Raw genomic sequence first — 17172 nt, forward strand, 5'->3', positions numbered from 1 at the left:
GTCTGGTACCCGCGGTGCGGGCCTGGAACGAACCACCTGGAGGCTGACCGTGCTGTCAGAAGTCGATGACCACTGCTCATGAGTTCGGTGGTATCCCCAATCCCGCGCCCGCCCGCCTGTCGGTAGGCATCGTCTCCGCCGGCCGTGTCGGTACAGCCCTCGGCGAGGCGCTCGAGCGCGTCGGCCACATCGTGTCTGCTGTGTCGGCACCGTCGAGCACCTCCCGTGCCCGCGCCGCCCGGCGCCTGCCCGAGGCCGCGATTCGTGAGCCCGCCGCCGTCGCCGCCCATGCCGAGCTGCTGATCCTGGCCGTGCCCGACACCGTGCTCGCGCAGTGCGTCGAAGGCCTGGCGCCGCTGGTCAATCCCTCCGCTATCGTCCTGCACACCTCCGGCGCCACGGGGGTCGGCGTGCTCGCGCCGCTCAGCGTGCGCGGGTGTACGACCGTGGCGTTCCACCCCGCGATGACGTTCGTCGACGCGCCCGAGGACACCGACAGGCTGCGGTCGGCGTGCGTCGGCGTCACCGCCGTCGACGAGGTCGGTTATGCGGTGGGGCAGGCCCTCGCGATCGAGCTGGGGGCCGAGCCGGTTCGTGTCCGCGAGGACGCCCGGGCCCTCTACCACGCGGCGCTGTCGCACGGCGCCAACCACCTCGTCGCTCTGATCGACGACGCGGTCGCCGCGCTGACCGTCGCGTTGGACGGTGGCGCCCACCAGGATTCGGTCGGCGGACCGGCTGCGGGCCTGCCCGAGCGGGTGCTCGGTCCGCTGGCGCGTGCCGCCCTCGAGAACGCGCTGCGGTCGGGGCCCGCGGCGCTGACCGGCCCCGCGGCGCGGGGCGACGCCGACACCGTCCGCCGCCACCGGGCGGCGCTGGACGCCGTCGACCCCCCGATCGCGGCCGCATACCGGGCCCAGTCCCGCCGCGCGGCTAGCCAATCCGGAACCCTGTCGATCCTCGACACCGTCCTCAAACCGCAACCGTGAAGGAGTGTTGAGAAGATGAGCTCACCCACCGGGATGTACACGCCCGGTCGACTCACCGTGCACCACGATCCGGTGCAGCTGTCGAAGGTCACGGCGGCGCTGCGCGCCACCGGCCGGCAGGTCGCGCTGGTGCCCACCATGGGCGCCCTGCACGCGGGGCACCTCGAGCTCGTCCACGCCGCCCGGCTGACGGGCGCGGTGGTCGTGGTGTCGATATTCGTCAACCCCCTGCAGTTCGGGGCCGGCGAGGATCTCGACGCGTACCCGCGCACCGTGGACGCAGACATCGAGAAGCTCACGGCCGCCGGCGTCGAGCTCGTGTTCGCGCCGTCGGCATCGGCGATGTACCCCACCGGTCCGCGCACCACGGTGCACCCCGGACCGGCGGGGGTGGGGCTCGAGGCCGCGAGCCGCCCCACCCACTTCGCCGGGATGCTCACCGTGGTGAACAAGCTGCTCAACATCGTCCGCCCGCACGCCGCGTACTTCGGCGAGAAGGACTACCAGCAGCTGGTGCTGGTGCAGCAGATGGTGACCGATCTGAACATGGACGCCCGCATCGTGGGCGTGCCCACGGTGCGGGAGGCCGACGGCCTGGCCATGAGCTCGCGCAACACCTACCTCGAGCCGCAGCAGCGAGAGGTGGCGGTCACGCTGTCGGCGGCACTGCTGGCCGGGGCCTACGCGGCGCAGGGCGGCCGGGCCGCGATCCTGGCGGCCGCGCGCGACGTGCTGGCGCACGCACCGGAGCTCGACGTCGACTACCTCGAGCTCCGGGCGCCCGATCTGTCCGAGGCGCCCGAGCACGGCGACGGCCGGCTGCTGGTCGCGGCGCGGTTGGGCCGTACCCGCCTGCTCGACAACGTCGGCGTCGCGATCGGCGCCGGGTTCCTGGCCGACCCCGCGACCGACCGCACCGCACAGGCTGAGGAGGTCTGAATCATGCTGCGCACCATGATGAAATCCAAGATCCATCGCGCCACGGTGACGCAGGCGGATCTGCACTACGTGGGCTCGGTGACCATCGACGCGGACCTGCTGGACGCCGCCGATCTGCTCGAGGGTGAGCAGGTCGCCATCGTCGACGTGACCAACGGTGCCCGCCTCGAGACTTATGTGATCGCGGGTGAGCGAGGCACCGGAGTGATCGGGATCAACGGCGCCGCAGCACATCTCGTGCATCCAGGGGATATCGTGATCATCATCGCCTACGGGATCATGGATCCCGCCGAGGTGGCGGCGTACGACCCACGGGTGGTGTTCGTGGACGCCGACAACCACACGGCGGCGCTCGGCCCGGACCCCGCGTACGTCCCCGACGGTTTCGGCCTCGCCACTGGCCGGGTCTGACCGGCCGTGCTGCTGACGATCGACGGCGGCAACACGTCGGTCGCGCTGGGCCTGTTCCCCGCCGACGGTGACGTGGGTGACCCGCCGCTGGGTACGTGGCGGATCCGCAGCGATGCGCGGATGACCGGCGACGAGTTGGCGCTGCTGGTGCGCGGCCTCATCGAGGTGCCCACGGCGGCGGTCACCGGCGTCTGTGCGCTGTCGACGGTGCCGGAGCTGCTGCGCGCCATCCGCTCGATGCTGCCGCGGTACTTCCCGGAGGCCGCACACGTGGTGATCGCTCCCGGGGTCAAGACGGGCGTACCACTCCTGGTGGACAACCCGCGCGAGGTGGGCACCGATCGGGTGGCCAACGCGGCGGGCGCATTCACGATCTTCCGATCGGCTTGTGTCGTCGTCGATTTCGGGACATCGACGCGTGTCGACGTGGTGAGCGGCCGCGGCGAGTTCCTCGGTGGCGCGATCGCGCCGGGCATCGACATCGCGCTCGACGCGCTGGCCGCGCGGACGGTGGCGCTGCGCCGCGTGGAGCTGGCGCCGCCACGCTCGGTGGTCGGCAAGAACACCGTCGAGGCACTGCAGGCCGGGGTGCTGCTGGGCTTCGCCGGGATGGTGGACGCGCTGGTGGGCCGGGTCCGCACGGAGCTTCCGGAGCTCGCCGACGCCACCGTCGTCGCCACGGGTGGGCTCGACGACGCGGTGCTCGCGGAGTGCCGCACCGTCACCGTCCGGCGCCCGGATCTGACCCTGCAGGGGCTGCGCGCGGTCTACCAGCGGGAGACCGCGCGTCGCCCTCGGCACCGATAGGCCGCACGGGTTATGCGCGTCGGTGAGTGGAACTCTTGTGGTCGTCGCGGCGACTCTGCTAGGTTGCCAGCCGTGACCACGAGTGTGCGCAGCTGTCTGGAGTGTTGTCGGTCCTGGTAGGACCGCGGGTGTCTCGCCGCGGCCTGGACAGGATCTGCGTAGCCCACCCGTTCGCCACACTCGCATGGAGCACTCGACGTGTACGCTCTGCACACTCTTCTCGAATCCGGCGTTGGCGTCATCGACGTCCGTGACCAGGCCGATCGCAGCCGCGACGGCATCCTCCCCGGCGCGGTCGCCATCGATGCGGCGGCCGTGATCGCCCGCGTCGTTCCCGGCCTTCCCACCAGCCTGTCCACGGCCGGCCGGGAGGCGCAGTGGCTGCTCGTCAGCACCAACGGCGCGACCGCCGCGGCGATCGCGATGCGGCTGCGCGACCGTGGCGTGTGCGCATCGCACGTCGAGGGCGGGTTCCGCGCGCTCACCACGCTGGGCGCCGGCGTGACCGCGCCCGCGTACCGGCGCGCGGTCGCACAGTTCGCCGCCCACTCGGGCTAGGTCGTGTCGGGACCGACCCGGGCGCTCGCGAATGCCGGGTCGATAGCGGCGGTTATTGTTATACGTCGTGACTGACGACGTGAATTCCGCAGGCCGCCCAGAGGTGTCCGAGCAGCAGCGGATGCGGATGGACAAGCGCGCCCGGATCCTGGCCGACGGTGGCGACCCGTATCCCGTGTCGGTGCCCCGCACGCACAGCCTGCGCGAGATCCGCGATGCGTACCCCGAGCTCGAGCCCGACACCGAGACCGGCCTGCAGGTCGGCGTGGTGGGGCGTGTCATCTTTCAGCGGAATACGGGCAAGCTGTGTTTCGCGACCCTGCAGGAGGGGAATGGTGTCACCCTGCAGGTGATGCTGTCGGTGGCCGGAATCGGCGCGGAATCGCTGGCCCGGTACAAAGCGGACACGGATCTCGGAGACTTCCTGTTCGTGCGTGGCGAGGTGATCTCGTCGCGGCGCGGCGAGCTGTCCGTGATGGCTGATTCCTGGCGGATCGCCGCCAAAGCGCTACGTCCGTTGCCGGTGCTGCATTCCGAACTGTCGGAGGAGTCGCGGGTCCGGAATCGCGCCGCGGATCTGATCGTTCGCCCCGGGGCGCGGGACATGGCCCGTAAGCGGGTCGCCGTCGTGCGTGAGCTGCGGAATGCGCTGGAACGACGCGATTTCCTCGAGGTCGAGACGCCGATGCTGCAGACGCTGCCCGGCGGTGCTGCGGCGCGGCCGTTCGTGACCCACTCGAACGCGCTCGATATCGACCTGTTCCTGCGGATCGCACCCGAGTTGTATCTCAAGCGGTGCGTCGTGGGTGGACTCGAGCGCGTTTTCGAGATCAACCGGAATTTCCGGAACGAGGGCATCGACTCGACGCATTCGCCGGAGTTCGCGATGCTCGAGACATACCAGGCCTACGGAACGTACGACGATTCCGCCCGGACCACTCGCGAGGTGGTGCAGGAGATCGCCACCGCGGTGTTCGGGTCGACGACGGTGACGCTGGCCGACGGCGAGGAGTTCGACCTGGGCGGTGAGTGGCCGCAGATCGACATGTACGGCTCGCTGTCGGAGGCCGTGGGTGAGGACGTCACCCCCGCCTCCACCGTGGCCGAACTGACCGCACTGGCGGGCCGTCTCGGTCTCGAGGTGCCCTCCGGTAAGGGGTATGGGCACGGCAAGCTCGTCGAGGAGTTGTGGGAGCACACGGCGGCTCCGAAGATGGGTGACAAGCCGTTCTTCGTACGGGATTTCCCCGTGGAGACCACGCCGCTCACGCGGCAGCACCGCACGCGCGCGGGGGTGACCGAGAAGTGGGATCTGTACGTGCGCGGATTCGAGCTGGCGACCGGATATTCGGAGCTGGTCGACCCGGTTGTGCAGCGCGACCGATTCGTCGATCAGGCGCGGCTGGCCGCAGCGGGTGATGACGAGGCGATGGTGCTGGACGAGGAGTTCCTCGCCGCGATGGAGCAGGGAATGCCCCCTACCACCGGAACCGGTATGGGAATCGACCGGCTGCTGATGGCTTTCACCGGCCTCGGCATCCGGGAGACCATTCTGTTTCCGCTCGTTCGGCCACTCGGTCGGGATTGATGCCGGTCGGTCCTAGTGATCGGGATTGATCCCGCGCGCTTCTTCGCAATCATCGCGATTCGTGGCTATTCTGTAAGTGAACTGCCGAACATAACCGTATCGAAGGGATCGCCACCCATGGCACGCAAGGTCACCGTCACACTGGTCGACGATGTAGACGAGACTCAGACCGCCGACGAGACGGTGGAATTCTCGCTCGACGGCGTCACCTACGAGATCGATCTTTCGACCAAGAATGCGGCCAGGCTGCGCGGTTCGCTACAGGAATGGGTCGATCACGCGCGCCGCAGCGGCGGCCGCAAGCGCGCCAAGGCCACCGTACCCGTCGCCGCCGGGCGCGGCCGCGCCGCCATCGATCGTTCGCAGAGCGCCGCGATCCGCGAATGGGCCCGCAAGAACGGGAAGAAGGTCAACGACCGCGGCCGCATCAGCGCGGACGTCATCGAAGCCTTCAACGCCGCCAACTGAGCGGCCGCAGGGACCGGCGGGCACATCCCCTCCCCGTTCGCTGACGGCGGAACGGGGAAGCATTCGCCGTGGGGGGTGCGTTCTACCTGGCGTATCGGGCGGACCGACCGCCCGGGGCCGGCCCTCGACGCCCGTCGCGGCCACCGGCGCCGGTACACGGTTCCCGCTACCGAACTACAGTGGGAACACCAGCTACAGACGGTTCTAGTTCGGGTTCGGCATCCAGCCGGAATCCGTCGTACCGGGATGTGAGGAAAATGGCCATGTTCGAGAGGTTCACGGACCGCGCTCGGCGCGTCGTCGTCCTGGCACAAGAAGAAGCCAGGATGCTCAATCACAACTACATCGGCACCGAGCACATCCTCTTGGGTCTCATCCACGAGGGTGAGGGCGTGGCCGCGAAGTCACTCGAGTCGCTCGGCATCTCCCTCGAGGGGGTGCGCAGCCAGGTGGAGGAGATCATCGGGCAGGGCCAGCAGGCCCCGTCCGGCCACATCCCGTTCACCCCGCGTGCCAAGAAGGTGCTCGAGCTCTCGCTGCGCGAGGCACTGCAGCTAGGGCACAACTACATCGGCACCGAGCACATCCTGCTCGGCCTGATCCGCGAGGGCGAGGGCGTGGCCGCCCAGGTCCTGGTGAAGCTGGGTGCCGATCTCAACCGGGTCCGCCAGCAGGTCATCCAGCTGCTCTCGGGCTACCAGGGCAAGGAGGGCGGCGGCGGCGAGCCCGCAGGCGCCGGTGCCCGCACCTCGGGTGGCGAGGCGGGTACCCCGTCGACGTCACTGGTGCTCGACCAGTTCGGGCGAAATCTGACCGCCGCGGCGGCGCAGGGGAAGCTCGACCCGGTGATCGGCCGGGCCAAGGAGATCGAGCGGATCATGCAGGTCCTCTCGCGGCGCACCAAGAACAACCCGGTGCTGATCGGCGAGCCCGGTGTCGGCAAGACCGCCGTGGTCGAGGGCCTCGCCCAGGCCATCGTCAACGGCGCCGTCCCCGAGACGCTCAAGGACAAGCAGCTCTACACCCTGGACCTCGGGTCCCTGGTGGCGGGCAGCCGGTACCGCGGCGACTTCGAGGAGCGTCTGCGCAAGGTGCTCAAGGAGATCGACACCCGCGGCGACATCATCCTGTTCATCGACGAGCTGCACACGCTGGTCGGTGCGGGCGCCGCCGAGGGTGCGATCGACGCCGCGTCGATCCTCAAGCCCAAGCTGGCCCGCGGTGAGCTGCAGACCATCGGCGCGACCACCCTCGACGAGTACCGCAAGTACATCGAGAAGGACGCCGCGCTGGAGCGCCGCTTCCAGCCCGTCCAGGTGGGCGAGCCGAGCGTCGAGCACGCCATCGAGATCCTCAAGGGGCTTCGCGACCGGTACGAGGCGCACCACCGCGTCTCGATCACCGACGGTGCGCTGGTCGCCGCCGCCACGCTGGCCGACCGGTACATCAACGACCGGTTCCTGCCGGACAAGGCGATCGACCTGATCGACGAGGCGGGCGCGCGGATGCGCATCCGGCGCATGACGGCTCCGCCGGACCTGCGCAAGTTCGACGACAAGATCGCGGACGCGCGCCGCGAGAAGGAGTCGGCGATCGACGAGCAGGACTTCGAGAAGGCCGCGAGTCTCCGTGACAAGGAGAAGCAGCTGATCAACCAGCGCGCCGAGCGGGAGAAGCAGTGGCGCTCGGGCGACCTGGACGTCGTCGCGGAGGTCGACGAGGAGCAGATCGCCGAGGTGCTGGGCAACTGGACCGGCATCCCCGTCTTCAAGCTCACCGAGGAGGAGACGACGCGTCTGCTCCGCATGGAGGACGAGCTGCACAAGCGGATCATCGGCCAGGAGGACGCCGTCAAGGCCGTCTCGAAGGCGATCCGGCGTACCCGCGCAGGTCTCAAGGACCCCAAGCGTCCGTCGGGTTCGTTCATCTTCGCCGGCCCGTCGGGCGTGGGCAAGACGGAGTTGAGCAAGGCGCTGGCGAACTTCCTGTTCGGCGAGGACGACGCGCTGATCCAGATCGACATGGGCGAGTTCCACGACCGCTTCACCGCATCGCGGCTGTTCGGTGCCCCTCCCGGGTACGTCGGCTACGAGGAGGGCGGCCAGCTCACTGAGAAGGTGCGCCGGAAGCCGTTCTCGGTGGTCCTGTTCGACGAGATCGAGAAGGCGCACAGCGAGATCTACAACACGCTGCTGCAGGTTCTGGAGGACGGTCGCCTGACCGACGGTCAGGGTCGCACCGTGGACTTCAAGAACACGGTCCTGATCTTCACGTCGAACCTGGGCACGAGCGACATCAGCAAGGCGGTCGGTCTCGGTTTCTCGCAGGACGACGGCCACGGCAGCAACTACGAGCGCATGAAGCTCAAGGTGAACGACGAGCTGAAGAAGCACTTCCGACCCGAGTTCCTCAACCGCATCGATGACATCGTCGTGTTCCACCAGCTCACCAAGGACCAGATCATCCAGATGGTCGATCTGATGGTGCAGCGTGTGGCGCGTGCGCTGAAGAACAAGGACATGGAGATCGAGGTCACCGAGCAGGCCAAGGCCCTGCTGGCGAAGCGCGGCTTCGACCCGGTGCTGGGCGCGCGGCCGCTGCGTCGCACGATCCAGCGGGAGATCGAGGACCAGCTGTCGGAGAAGATCCTGTTCGGCGAGATCGGTGCCGGCCAGATCGTCGAGGTCGGCGTCGAGGGCTGGGACGGCGAGAGCAAGGGCGAGGACGCCAAGTTCACGTTCGTCGGCAAGCCCCGGCTGACTAAGGACGAGACCGTCGGCGCGCTGGCCGGCGAGGCCACGGCCGAGTAGCGGACGCGCAGCGACGCCCCGCGTCCCGGAACCGTCCGGGACGCGGGGCGTCGGCGTATGTCTCATCGACGCGCGAGTAACAAGCAACCGGGCGTAGGGTTACCGACGTCACGATGCGGTCGCGGTCGTCTGGAGGCGAACGGAATGAGCGAGCGGTCCCTGCGTTCCCAGGTTCTGCGTTACCTGCGGATCTCGCTGTCGATGTGTGCGGTCACCGTCCCGTGCACGAGCGTCGGTCTGGTCTGCGCGGACTGATCCCGGATTCGGCTCGGCGCTTTCCCGGAATCGGATCGACCGGCCGACACGGGATCGTCTGCGTCGGTGACGATCGCACCGTCGACCACCACCAGCTCCCGGCCGCGCAGGTGGTCCGGCAACTCCGGCAGCGGTGGGAAGCGCACCAGCCGTAGCGAGCTGGTGACCGACTCGGGGACGGTGACGGTCCAGTCCGCCCAGGCGGTGATCACCTCACGTGCCCGATCGAGCTCCCACAGCATCATCCCCGCCACCACGTCGGGGATCGGTAGTAGTGCGATCTCCACGGCGGTGACCACTCCGAAGCTGCCACCCCGCCGAGCAGCGCCCAGAACAGGTCGGGATGTGCGGTGGGCGAGGTGCGCAGCAGGTCACCGGCAGCGGTGACGACCTCGATCGCCAGAACGGACGATGCGGCCAGGCCGTAGGAGCGGCTGTAGAACGAGAGTCCGCCGCCGAGGAGGTAGCCGGCCACGGAGACGTCCGGAGCGCTTCCGTGCAGCGCGGTCAGCCCGTGCGGGGCGGTCGCGGCGAGCACGTTCCGCCACGGCGTTCCGCCCTCGACCCGCGCCGACCCTGTGATCGGGTCGACGTCGACGCCGGTGAACGCGTGCAGCCGCAGCAGCAGCGCGCCGTGCCGTGGGTGGCCGCGTGTGTGGGCACCCACGATCCGGCCACGATGATGCTCACCAGCGCCCGCAAGTACGGTTGGCTGTTCGCGAACAACCAGCACGACACCTTGTTCGGGCTGATCGAATACGGTGAGGGTGAGAGCACGTCGTTCCGGCCGCTGGCCGCGTCCGGGTCGCCGGCGGTGGCCATGAACGTGCACCTGAACCGGTGGGACGAGCGTTCAGCGCGGATGGACCGGCTGATGCGGCCCGTCTACGGATGCGGCGCCGAGGCGCGGCTGATGTTCCGCGACCGTACCGGCGTCTGGGAACGAGGTGTCGCAGATCAGCCTCGGCGCGCGGGAGTGGCTGGCACAGCTCGCCGGCACCGCGCATGCGATTGATCCGCTGAGCCTGGTGATGATGCTGGTGGGTGCGGCGCGCCACCTCCACCACGAGCCGACGCCGAAGCTGCCACGGGTGCGGATCCGAACGACGTCGGGGATCTGGCTCGTTCTCCACGCGTCGCCGCTGGACGGCACCGACGGTTCGTCGGGGGACGTGGTGGTGACCATCGAGGAGGCGAGGCCGCCGGAGATCGTGGCGCTGGTGGCGTCGGCCTTCGGGCTCACGCGCCGGGAACGGGACGTGACCCGGCTGGTCCTGCAGGGGGTCGAGACCAAGGAGATCGCCGCGTCGCTGCACGTCTCGGCGTATACGGTGCAGGACCACCTGAAATCGGTGTTCGCCAAGGCCGGGGTGCGCAGCCGCCGAGACCTGATCGCCCGTGTCTACTTCGATCAGTACATACCGCGGATGGGGGCGGACATCAGCCCCACCGGCTGGTTCGTCGGCTGAGCCGAGACGCCGCGACCCCGCCGCCTCGGCCCAGCCGACCGGTTCGGGTGTTCGGTCTGGTTCGGCTCAGCGCGACTGCTAAGTCTGTGACGTCGTATTCGGGGGCGTAGGTTTGAGGATATGAGTGACCTCAGCCCCAGGCCCGGCTTCGATTCCCGGGCCTTTCGGAATGTGATGGGGCAGTTCTGTACCGGAGTCACGATCGTCGCCACCGTCGATGCGGAGGGACGGCCCAGGGGCTTCGCGTGCCAGTCGTTCGCTGCGCTCTCGCTCGAACCGCCATTGGTCCTGTTCTGCCCGTCCAAGACGTCGCGCACGTGGGGATTCGTGGAGCAGTCCAAGATGTTCGCGGTGTCGGTGTTGGAACAGTCGCAGGAATCGGTGAGCGCCGCCTTCGGGCGGACCGTGGACGACAAGTTCGACGGTCTCGACTGGACCCCGTCGCCGCTCGGCAACCCGACCATCGACGGGGCACTCGTCTGGATCGACTGCAGCCTCGAGAGCGTGATCGACGGCGGTGACCACTGGATCGCCGTCGGGCGGGTGGAGGGCCTCGGCGAGGTGGACCCTGCCACCGTCGAGGGGAGCCAGGCGGCCGGCAAGCCACTGCTGTTCTATCGCGGCGGATACCTCACGACAGAGCACCCGAGCCTCCACCACGCCGACCGGCTCGACTCGTTTCTCACCTGGGACGGCTCGGCGTGGCTGTAGGCCGGTGTCAGGCCTTGGCGGGTACGTCCAGCACGACCTCGAACTCGAGCAGATCGGCGCCGGTCGCGACGGGCTGCTGGCCGCCGGGGTTGCGCTGCCCGGCGTGCGCCTCCTTGGCCGGTCCGTTGCGCCAGTCGTCGAACGCCTGCTCGCTCTCCCACTGCGTGACCACGAAGTAGCGGTCGTCGCCCTTGACGGGCCGCAGGAGCTGGAAGCCGATGAATCCGGGGGAGTTCTCCACCGCGTGCGCGCGATGCGCGAACCGCTTCTCGAGCTCGGGGCCAGCACCCTCGGGGACATGGATGGCATTGATCTTCACAACCGGCATGGGTCCACCTTACGCAGCTTGCCGCGGTAGCGTATGTCCTCGTGGATGCGTGTGTGGGGCTGAGGGATTGGGGCGGTCAGGGCGCGCCGATCCTGCTCCTGCACGGGTTGATGGGGCGCGGGCGTACGTGGCGGCGGCATATTCCGTGGCTGCGCCGGTACGGCCGCGTGATCACCTTCGACGCCGCCTTCCACCAGGGTGCCGACCGGGTGGAGCCGGTCACGCGTGCCGGCGTCGCCACTGAGCGATTCGTGGCCGACGTCGCCGAGATCATCACGTGGATCGACCGCGGACCGGCGGTGCTCATCGGACATTCGATGGGCGGCCTGCACGCCTGGTGTACGGCCGCCGAGTATCCGGAGCTGGTTCGCGCGGTGGTGGTCGAGGACATGTCGCCGGAGTTCACCGGGCAGTCGACGGACACCTGGGCGCCCTGGTTCGCGAGCTGGCCCGAGCGGTTCGCGTCCGAGGCCGAGTGCGTGGCGATGTTCGGCCACGTGGCGGGGAGGTACTTCTACGAGGCATTCGACGACGGGCGGCTGCACGGCACCGTCGACGCCTTCCGGGCGATCGCCGACGAGTGGGGCCGACGGGACGCATGGTCGCAGTGGTGCGCGGTGTCCGCGCCGACCCTGCTGATCGAGGCCGGGTTCTCCGTCGTTCCCGAGGGGGTCGGGCCGCGCATGGCCGCGCGCTTCACCGGGCCCGAACTCACGTACGTGAGGTTCGACGGTGCCGGCCACCTGGCCCACGACGACGCCCCCGACCGGTACCGCGGCGGGGTCGAGGCGTTCCTCTCCGGGCTCGAGCGACCGTGACGCTGCCGTCGATCGCCGACGAGTGGGTGCCGGATGCCTGAGGGCGACACCGTCTTCCGGACGGCGCAGCGTCTCGATGCGGCGCTCGCCGGCCGAGTGCTGACCGGTTGCGATCTGCGGGTGCCGCGGTACGCCACCGTCGACCTCTCCGGGCGGCGGGTCGACGGTGTCGTCTCCCGCGGCAAACACCTGCTGATCCGGTTGGGCGACAGCAGTATTCACAGTCACCTCAAGATGGAGGGGGTCTGGCATGTGTACCGGGCGGGGGAGCGCTGGCGGCGGCCCGCGCACACCGCGCGAGCGGTGCTGCGTGTGGGTGACGCCGGATCCGGCGGCGATTCCGTCCGAGCGGCCGTGGGCTTCTCGCTGGGCGTGCTGGCGGTGGTGCCCCGGGAGCGGGAGGAGGCGGCGATCGGCCCGCTGGGGCCCGACCTGCTGGGGCCGGACTGGGACGAGGGACTCGCAGCTGCGAACCTCGGGGCCGATCCGGAGAGGCCCGTCGGGCTGGCACTCCTCGATCAACGCGTGATGGCGGGGATCGGCAACGAGTACCGCAGCGAGATCTGCTTCCTGCGCGGCGTGCTGCCATCGACCCCGGTGGGCGAGGCCGGCGACCCGGCCGCATGGGCGGCACTCGCGCACCGCCTGCTCGCCGCGAACCGCGACCGGCCGGTGCGCACCACGACGGGCATCGACCGCGACGGTGCGCGGACGTGGGTGTACGACCGCGCCCGCCGGGTGTGCCGCCGGTGCGGCACACCCGTACAGGTGGGGCGGCTCGGCGAGGGCGCGGACCGCGAGCGGACGGTGTGGTGGTGCCCGAGCTGTCAGCGGTAGGTGTCCCGGTCGTTCTCGCTCCGCCGGACGGATCAGAAGGCGTTCCAGCCGGTGAAGGTGGAGATCAGCCCGAGCACGGTGCCGGCGGCGATGAGCCACGTCGGGTTGAGTCTGGTCTTGTAGGTGACGGCCGCGGCGATCGCGGTGAGGATGATGCGGCTGGCCCGGTCATCGACCTGCTGGGCGAGGACGAATGTCGCAGAGAACACCAGACCGATGGTGATGGGGACGAGCGCGTTGCGGGCCAGCCGGACGCGCGGGCGGTCGATGTTGCGTTCGTACCAGGTGCTGCCGGCGTAGGCGATGACGCTGGACGGCACGAGCTTGGCGACCAGAGCTATCAGCGCGCCGGGGACGCCGGCGGCCTTCTGTCCGATCATCACCAGCGCCATGCCGTTGGGGCCGGGGATCGCTTGGGACGCTGAGAAGACGACCACGAAGTCGGTGCTGGTGAGCCAGCGTTGACTCTGGACGGTGTAGTGGTAGATGTCGGTGAGGGCCACGGTGTTCCCGCCGACGGCGAGGACCGACCACAACGAGCAGTGGACGAGCAGCCGGAGCAGGTCGGCGGTCATCGGTCCGCCGGCCCGGCCTGGCGGTGGGAGTCGAGCAGGGCCAGCCCGACCGCGGTGGGCGCGGTCAGCAGGATCACCAGCCACAGGGACAGGCCGAGGACCGCCATCAGCACGAAGGTCGCGACGAGCACCGTGACGGTCCACCAGGCGATCCGCATGCCCTTGAGCAGCTTGGCGGCGGAGCCGACCATCAGCCCGGAGGCGACCGGCATGATCGCCCCGAAGGTCTGCTGTACCTGGGGGATCCGCCACCATCGGTCGATTGCGAAACCCGCGGCGATGGTGAGCACGGTGGGGAACAGGTAGAGGCCGACGATGGCTGCGGCGGCGCCGGACCAGCCGTGGTACCTGCGGCCGTAGATGACGCAGACGTTGGCGACGTTGGGGCCGGGGAAGAACTGGGCGAGCGAGTACAGTTCGGTGAACTCGGTGTCGGTGAGCCATCGACGTCGGTCGACGAGCACGTGCCGTGCCGAGGGCAGGACTCCGCCGAACCCGGTGAGGCCGATCAGGGCGAAGCCGCTGAACAACTGCAACCGGCTCGGCGTGAACGGTTGGTCGGTCGCGCTCATATGCGGCCCGCGCTCAGGACGTCCCGGTCATGCGCCGTCCACATATGGGTGCCTCCTCACCGTGCACGCTACAGCGCATACGGTTTCGCTGTTGCGGACTCGTCCATCCAGGGTTCCGCCCCTAGAGATACCTCTGTTTCGGAGGTATGTTGGGGTCATGGACGGATCGGGTGACGCGGCGCGGACCGCGGATGCGCTTCTCGGGGTGGTCGGTCTGGTCCGGAGGCGGTCACGCCGGGCCGTCGGCCGGCCGCTGGTGGACGCGGGCCTCACCGGGTCGCAGATCGAACTCGTGCGTACCGTGCGCCGTGAGCCGGGGATCGGCGTGGCCGAATCCGCCGAGCGGTTGGGGCTCGCTGCGAACAGCGTCTCGACGCTGGTGCGGCAGCTCGCCGATGTGGGAGTCGTTCGCCGCGAGACGGATCCGGGCGATCGTAGGGCCGTACGACTGCACCTGAGCGAACATGCCCGCCGGGACGTCGAGGCGTGGCGCGACCGGCGGATCGTCGCCGTCGTGCGCGCGATCGAGCAGCTGGATCCGGCCGACCGGGTGGCGCTCGGCCCGGCGATCGACCTGTTCGGGCGCCTCGGCGACCTGATCGAGGTCGACGGTGCCGAAGAGGGGGTGGCGTGATGAGTGCGGCGGTCGGACAGGTTGCGGCGGAGGCTATCTCGCTCAACGGTGTGACGTACCGATTCGGTGAGCACGTCGCCGTCGACGACCTCACGCTGTCCGTACACCCGGGGGAGTGCTTCGGCCTGCTGGGCCCCAACGGCGCGGGTAAGACCACCACGATCCGCATCGTGAACACCCTGCTCCCGGTGCGGCAGGGGCGGGTGGCGGTGTTCGGCATCGACGTGCGCCGCCACCCGATGGCGGTGCGGCGACAGATGGGCTATGTGCCGCAACAGCTCTCGATCGAGGGAGCGCTCACCGCCAGGGAGAACGTCTCCTGGTTCGCGCGCCTGTACGACGTCCCGCGGCGCGAGCGCAAGGCCCGCGTCGCCGAGGTGCTCGAGATGGTCGATCTCACCGACGTCGCCGATCGCCTGGCGTCGGGGTTCTCCGGCGGCATGGTGCGGAGGTTGGAACTCGCTCAGGCACTGGTGAATCGGCCCTCCCTGCTCGTCCTCGACGAACCCACCGTGGGGCTCGACCCGGTGGCTCGCGACTCGGTATGGGAGCGCGTCGCGCAGATGCGGGCCGAGTACGGGATGACGGTGCTGCTCACCACGCACTACATGGAGGAGGCCGACGAGCTGTGTGACCGGGTGGCGCTGATGCACCACGGCCGGCTCGCCACCGTCGGCACCCCGGCCGAGCTGAAAGCCCGCCAGGGACAGGACGCCTCGCTCGAGGACGTCTTCCGCGCACACACCGGCGCCGACCTGGGCGCCGGATCCGGGAAGGGAGGGCTGGGCAGTGTCCGTTCCACTCGCCGTACCGCTCGGCGGATGGGCTGAATCCGTCGCCAGGCTCGGATCACGGGTCTACACACTGTGCCTCGTCGAGCTGCAGAAGCTCCGGCACGACCGCACGGAGCTCCTCACGCGCGCGATCCAGCCGATCCTGTGGTTGGTGATCTTCGGCACCACCTTCAGCCGCATCCGTGCGATCCCCACCGGCAACGTGCCGTACCTCGACTACCTGGCACCCGGGATCATCGCCCAGTCGGCGCTGTTCGTGTCGATCTTCTACGGCATCCAGATCATCTGGGAGCGCGACGCCGGGGTACTCACCAAGCTGCTGGTGACACCGACCCCGCGGGCGGCGCTGGTCACCGGCAAGGCGTTCGCGGCCGGGGTGCGCTCGGTGGTGCAGGCGGTGGGTGTGAGCATCGTCGCCGCACTGCTCGGGGTGTCCATGTCGTGGAACCCGCTGCGGCTGCTGGGGGTCGTGGTCGTGGTGGTCCTGGGGTCGGCGTTCTTCGCGTGCCTGTCCGTGACGATCGCAGGGCTGGTACTCAAGCGCGACCGGCTGATGGGTATCGGGCAGGCGATCACGATGCCGCTGTTCTTCGCATCCAACGCCCTGTACCCGGTGGAGGTCATGCCGGGGTGGGTCCGCGCGATCAGCCGGGTGAACCCTCTCAGTTACGAGGTCTCGGCGCTGCGCGGCCTGCTGATCCGGACGCCGACGAACCTGTGGCTCGACTTCGGTGTGCTCGTGCTGGCCGCGGCGGTGGGGATCGCTGCAGCGTCGGCGTTGCTGGGCCGGCTGGCCCGGTAGTCCCGGCCGAGGGGAGCGGCAGGTCACGGCCGGCGCGGTACGGGGCCGCGAAACGTGTGAGGCGGGGCCGACGGTGTCGGCCCCGCCTCAACGACGGCGTCCCCGCTGCGCGCCTGCACGGCGCGATGCGGCACGGCTCAGCTGATCAAGGTATCAGCGGGTCACTGCCAGACCCAGTTCCACCGGCGGTTGCGCGGGTCCCACTGGCGGACGCGGCGCTTGGGCTGGGGACGGGGACGCGGGGGGTTGGCGGGGAATGCCATGTGTGTTTCCTTACTGTGTCGGTTCCGGCGGTCCGCCGGAGACGGGGGACAATCTAGCGGCGCGGACCGCATCGGCGAAAGAATTGGACTCCCAAAGTTCCTGAAAAGGGGAGATTCTGGACTTTTGGTGAGTGGGAGTTGTGTTCCGGGGCGGGTTACTGCCAGACCCAGTTCCACCGGCGGTTGCGCGGGTCCCACTGGCGGACGCGGCGGCGCTGGCGGGGAGCGGGGCGCGGTGCAGGGCGGCGGTTACCGTAGTTGTTCGGCATGGTGTTCTCTCCTGGCTTGGTCCCGGTGGCCGGGGCTCATCTGTTTGTCATCTTTGATAGTGGACGTCGTGACTCGAGTGTCCCTGGGTGAAACCTGACAGTCCACTGTGCCCTTTTTCTGGCGGTTCGTGCGGAGCGGGGCGTTCCGTCCGTCAGTGCCAGACCCAGGTCCAGCGACGGTTGCGCGCGTCCCACTGGCGCACGCGCCGGCGGACGGGGGCAGGGGCGGGCCGCCTGGGGTTGTTGTGCAGTGTCATGGGAATCCTCCTGTGGTG

Annotated in this window: 21 protein-coding genes; 16 read left to right on the forward strand and 5 right to left on the reverse strand. The window is 69.4% G+C overall.

Going from position 1 to position 17172, the window contains the following annotated elements:
• Positions 1-65 precede the first annotated feature (65 nt).
• The 8 genes from ABD908_RS02535 to ABD908_RS02570 all read left to right on the forward strand — a co-directional run bounded on the left by ABD908_RS02535 (position 66) and on the right by ABD908_RS02570 (position 8570).
• Positions 66-989 (forward strand): Rossmann-like and DUF2520 domain-containing protein, encoded by a 924-nt coding sequence (locus ABD908_RS02535; protein WP_344990423.1) that lies wholly within the window; start codon positions 66-68, stop codon positions 987-989.
• Between the two features lie 15 nt (positions 990-1004).
• A complete protein-coding gene (gene panC, locus ABD908_RS02540) occupies positions 1005-1928 on the forward strand; it encodes a pantoate--beta-alanine ligase (protein WP_344990425.1) in 924 nt (307 codons plus the stop codon).
• A 3-nt stretch (positions 1929-1931) separates the two neighbouring features.
• Positions 1932-2339, forward strand: coding sequence for an aspartate 1-decarboxylase (gene panD / locus ABD908_RS02545; protein WP_344990427.1), 408 nt, complete (start codon positions 1932-1934; stop codon positions 2337-2339).
• 6 nt (positions 2340-2345) lie between these two features.
• Entirely contained in the window at positions 2346-3146 is an 801-nt protein-coding gene (locus ABD908_RS02550; RefSeq protein WP_344990429.1) for a type III pantothenate kinase, read from the forward strand.
• A 198-nt stretch (positions 3147-3344) separates the two neighbouring features.
• The gene (locus tag ABD908_RS02555) at positions 3345-3704 is read left to right on the forward strand and encodes a rhodanese-like domain-containing protein (RefSeq protein WP_344990431.1); all 360 of its coding nucleotides are present in this window, start codon (positions 3345-3347) and stop codon (positions 3702-3704) included.
• A gap of 67 nt (positions 3705-3771) precedes the next feature.
• The gene (lysS, locus tag ABD908_RS02560; protein ID WP_344990433.1) at positions 3772-5292 is read left to right on the forward strand and encodes a lysine--tRNA ligase; all 1521 of its coding nucleotides are present in this window, start codon (positions 3772-3774) and stop codon (positions 5290-5292) included.
• 117 nt (positions 5293-5409) lie between these two features.
• Complete coding sequence (locus tag ABD908_RS02565; RefSeq protein ID WP_344990620.1) at positions 5410-5760, forward strand: histone-like nucleoid-structuring protein Lsr2; 351 nt, start codon at positions 5410-5412, stop codon at positions 5758-5760.
• 263 nt (positions 5761-6023) lie between these two features.
• A complete protein-coding gene (locus tag ABD908_RS02570; protein WP_344990435.1) occupies positions 6024-8570 on the forward strand; it encodes an ATP-dependent Clp protease ATP-binding subunit in 2547 nt (848 codons plus the stop codon).
• A gap of 179 nt (positions 8571-8749) precedes the next feature.
• On the opposite strand, the gene ABD908_RS02575 is transcribed toward ABD908_RS02570, so the two are convergent.
• Together ABD908_RS02575 and ABD908_RS02580 are read right to left on the reverse strand one after the other, a co-directional pair.
• Entirely contained in the window at positions 8750-9112 is a 363-nt protein-coding gene (locus ABD908_RS02575) for a hypothetical protein (RefSeq protein WP_344990437.1), read from the reverse strand.
• Complete coding sequence (locus ABD908_RS02580) at positions 9067-9492, reverse strand: FAD-binding oxidoreductase (protein WP_344990439.1); 426 nt, start codon at positions 9490-9492, stop codon at positions 9067-9069. The genes ABD908_RS02575 and ABD908_RS02580 overlap by 46 nt, the downstream gene beginning before the upstream one ends.
• On the opposite strand from ABD908_RS02580, the gene ABD908_RS02585 reads away from it, so the two are divergent.
• From ABD908_RS02585 to hsaB, 3 genes are all read left to right on the forward strand, one after another.
• On the forward strand, positions 9481-9840 hold the full coding sequence (locus tag ABD908_RS02585) for a hypothetical protein (protein ID WP_344990441.1): 360 nt from the start codon (positions 9481-9483) through the stop codon (positions 9838-9840). The two genes, ABD908_RS02580 and ABD908_RS02585, sit on opposite strands and share 12 nt — an antisense overlap.
• Positions 9773-10294 (forward strand): helix-turn-helix transcriptional regulator, encoded by a 522-nt coding sequence (locus ABD908_RS02590; protein ID WP_344990443.1) that lies wholly within the window; start codon positions 9773-9775, stop codon positions 10292-10294. Before ABD908_RS02585 ends, ABD908_RS02590 begins: the two co-directional genes overlap by 68 nt.
• Before the next feature lie 120 nt (positions 10295-10414).
• Positions 10415-11005, forward strand: coding sequence for a 3-hydroxy-9,10-secoandrosta-1,3,5(10)-triene-9,17-dione monooxygenase reductase subunit (gene hsaB / locus ABD908_RS02595; RefSeq protein WP_344990445.1), 591 nt, complete (start codon positions 10415-10417; stop codon positions 11003-11005).
• A 7-nt stretch (positions 11006-11012) separates the two neighbouring features.
• On the opposite strand, the gene ABD908_RS02600 is transcribed toward hsaB, so the two are convergent.
• Positions 11013-11333 (reverse strand): antibiotic biosynthesis monooxygenase family protein, encoded by a 321-nt coding sequence (locus ABD908_RS02600; RefSeq protein WP_344990447.1) that lies wholly within the window; start codon positions 11331-11333, stop codon positions 11013-11015.
• 53 nt (positions 11334-11386) lie between these two features.
• On the opposite strand from ABD908_RS02600, the gene ABD908_RS02605 reads away from it, so the two are divergent.
• Together ABD908_RS02605 and ABD908_RS02610 are read left to right on the forward strand one after the other, a co-directional pair.
• The gene (locus ABD908_RS02605) at positions 11387-12151 is read left to right on the forward strand and encodes an alpha/beta fold hydrolase (protein ID WP_344990449.1); all 765 of its coding nucleotides are present in this window, start codon (positions 11387-11389) and stop codon (positions 12149-12151) included.
• A 33-nt stretch (positions 12152-12184) separates the two neighbouring features.
• Complete coding sequence (locus tag ABD908_RS02610) at positions 12185-12988, forward strand: DNA-formamidopyrimidine glycosylase family protein (RefSeq protein WP_344990451.1); 804 nt, start codon at positions 12185-12187, stop codon at positions 12986-12988.
• 32 nt (positions 12989-13020) lie between these two features.
• Here the strand turns inward: ABD908_RS02610 and ABD908_RS02615 are convergent, their stop codons facing one another.
• Both ABD908_RS02615 and ABD908_RS02620 read right to left on the reverse strand, forming a co-directional pair.
• Positions 13021-13563: a chromate transporter gene (locus tag ABD908_RS02615; protein ID WP_344990453.1), complete on the reverse strand. Its 543-nt coding sequence runs from the start codon at positions 13561-13563 to the stop codon at positions 13021-13023.
• The gene (locus ABD908_RS02620) at positions 13560-14135 is read right to left on the reverse strand and encodes a chromate transporter (protein WP_344990456.1); all 576 of its coding nucleotides are present in this window, start codon (positions 14133-14135) and stop codon (positions 13560-13562) included. Before ABD908_RS02620 ends, ABD908_RS02615 begins: the two co-directional genes overlap by 4 nt.
• A gap of 157 nt (positions 14136-14292) precedes the next feature.
• Here ABD908_RS02620 and ABD908_RS02625 point away from each other — a divergent pair, with 157 nt between their 5' ends.
• The 3 genes from ABD908_RS02625 to ABD908_RS02635 are packed head-to-tail and all read left to right on the forward strand — an operon-like array spanning position 14293 to position 16365.
• Positions 14293-14769 carry a MarR family winged helix-turn-helix transcriptional regulator gene (locus ABD908_RS02625; RefSeq protein WP_344990458.1) on the forward strand — a complete coding sequence of 159 codons (477 nt, stop codon included), beginning with the start codon at positions 14293-14295 and terminating at the stop codon, positions 14767-14769.
• Positions 14769-15599: an ABC transporter ATP-binding protein gene (locus ABD908_RS02630; RefSeq protein ID WP_344990460.1), complete on the forward strand. Its 831-nt coding sequence runs from the start codon at positions 14769-14771 to the stop codon at positions 15597-15599. The genes ABD908_RS02625 and ABD908_RS02630 overlap by 1 nt, the downstream gene beginning before the upstream one ends.
• Complete coding sequence (locus ABD908_RS02635) at positions 15559-16365, forward strand: ABC transporter permease (protein WP_344990462.1); 807 nt, start codon at positions 15559-15561, stop codon at positions 16363-16365. The genes ABD908_RS02630 and ABD908_RS02635 overlap by 41 nt, the downstream gene beginning before the upstream one ends.
• Positions 16366-17172 lie beyond the last annotated feature (807 nt).

Source organism: Tsukamurella soli (genome assembly GCF_039541155.1).
GTDB classification, from domain to species: Bacteria; Actinomycetota; Actinomycetes; order Mycobacteriales; family Mycobacteriaceae; genus Tsukamurella; species Tsukamurella soli.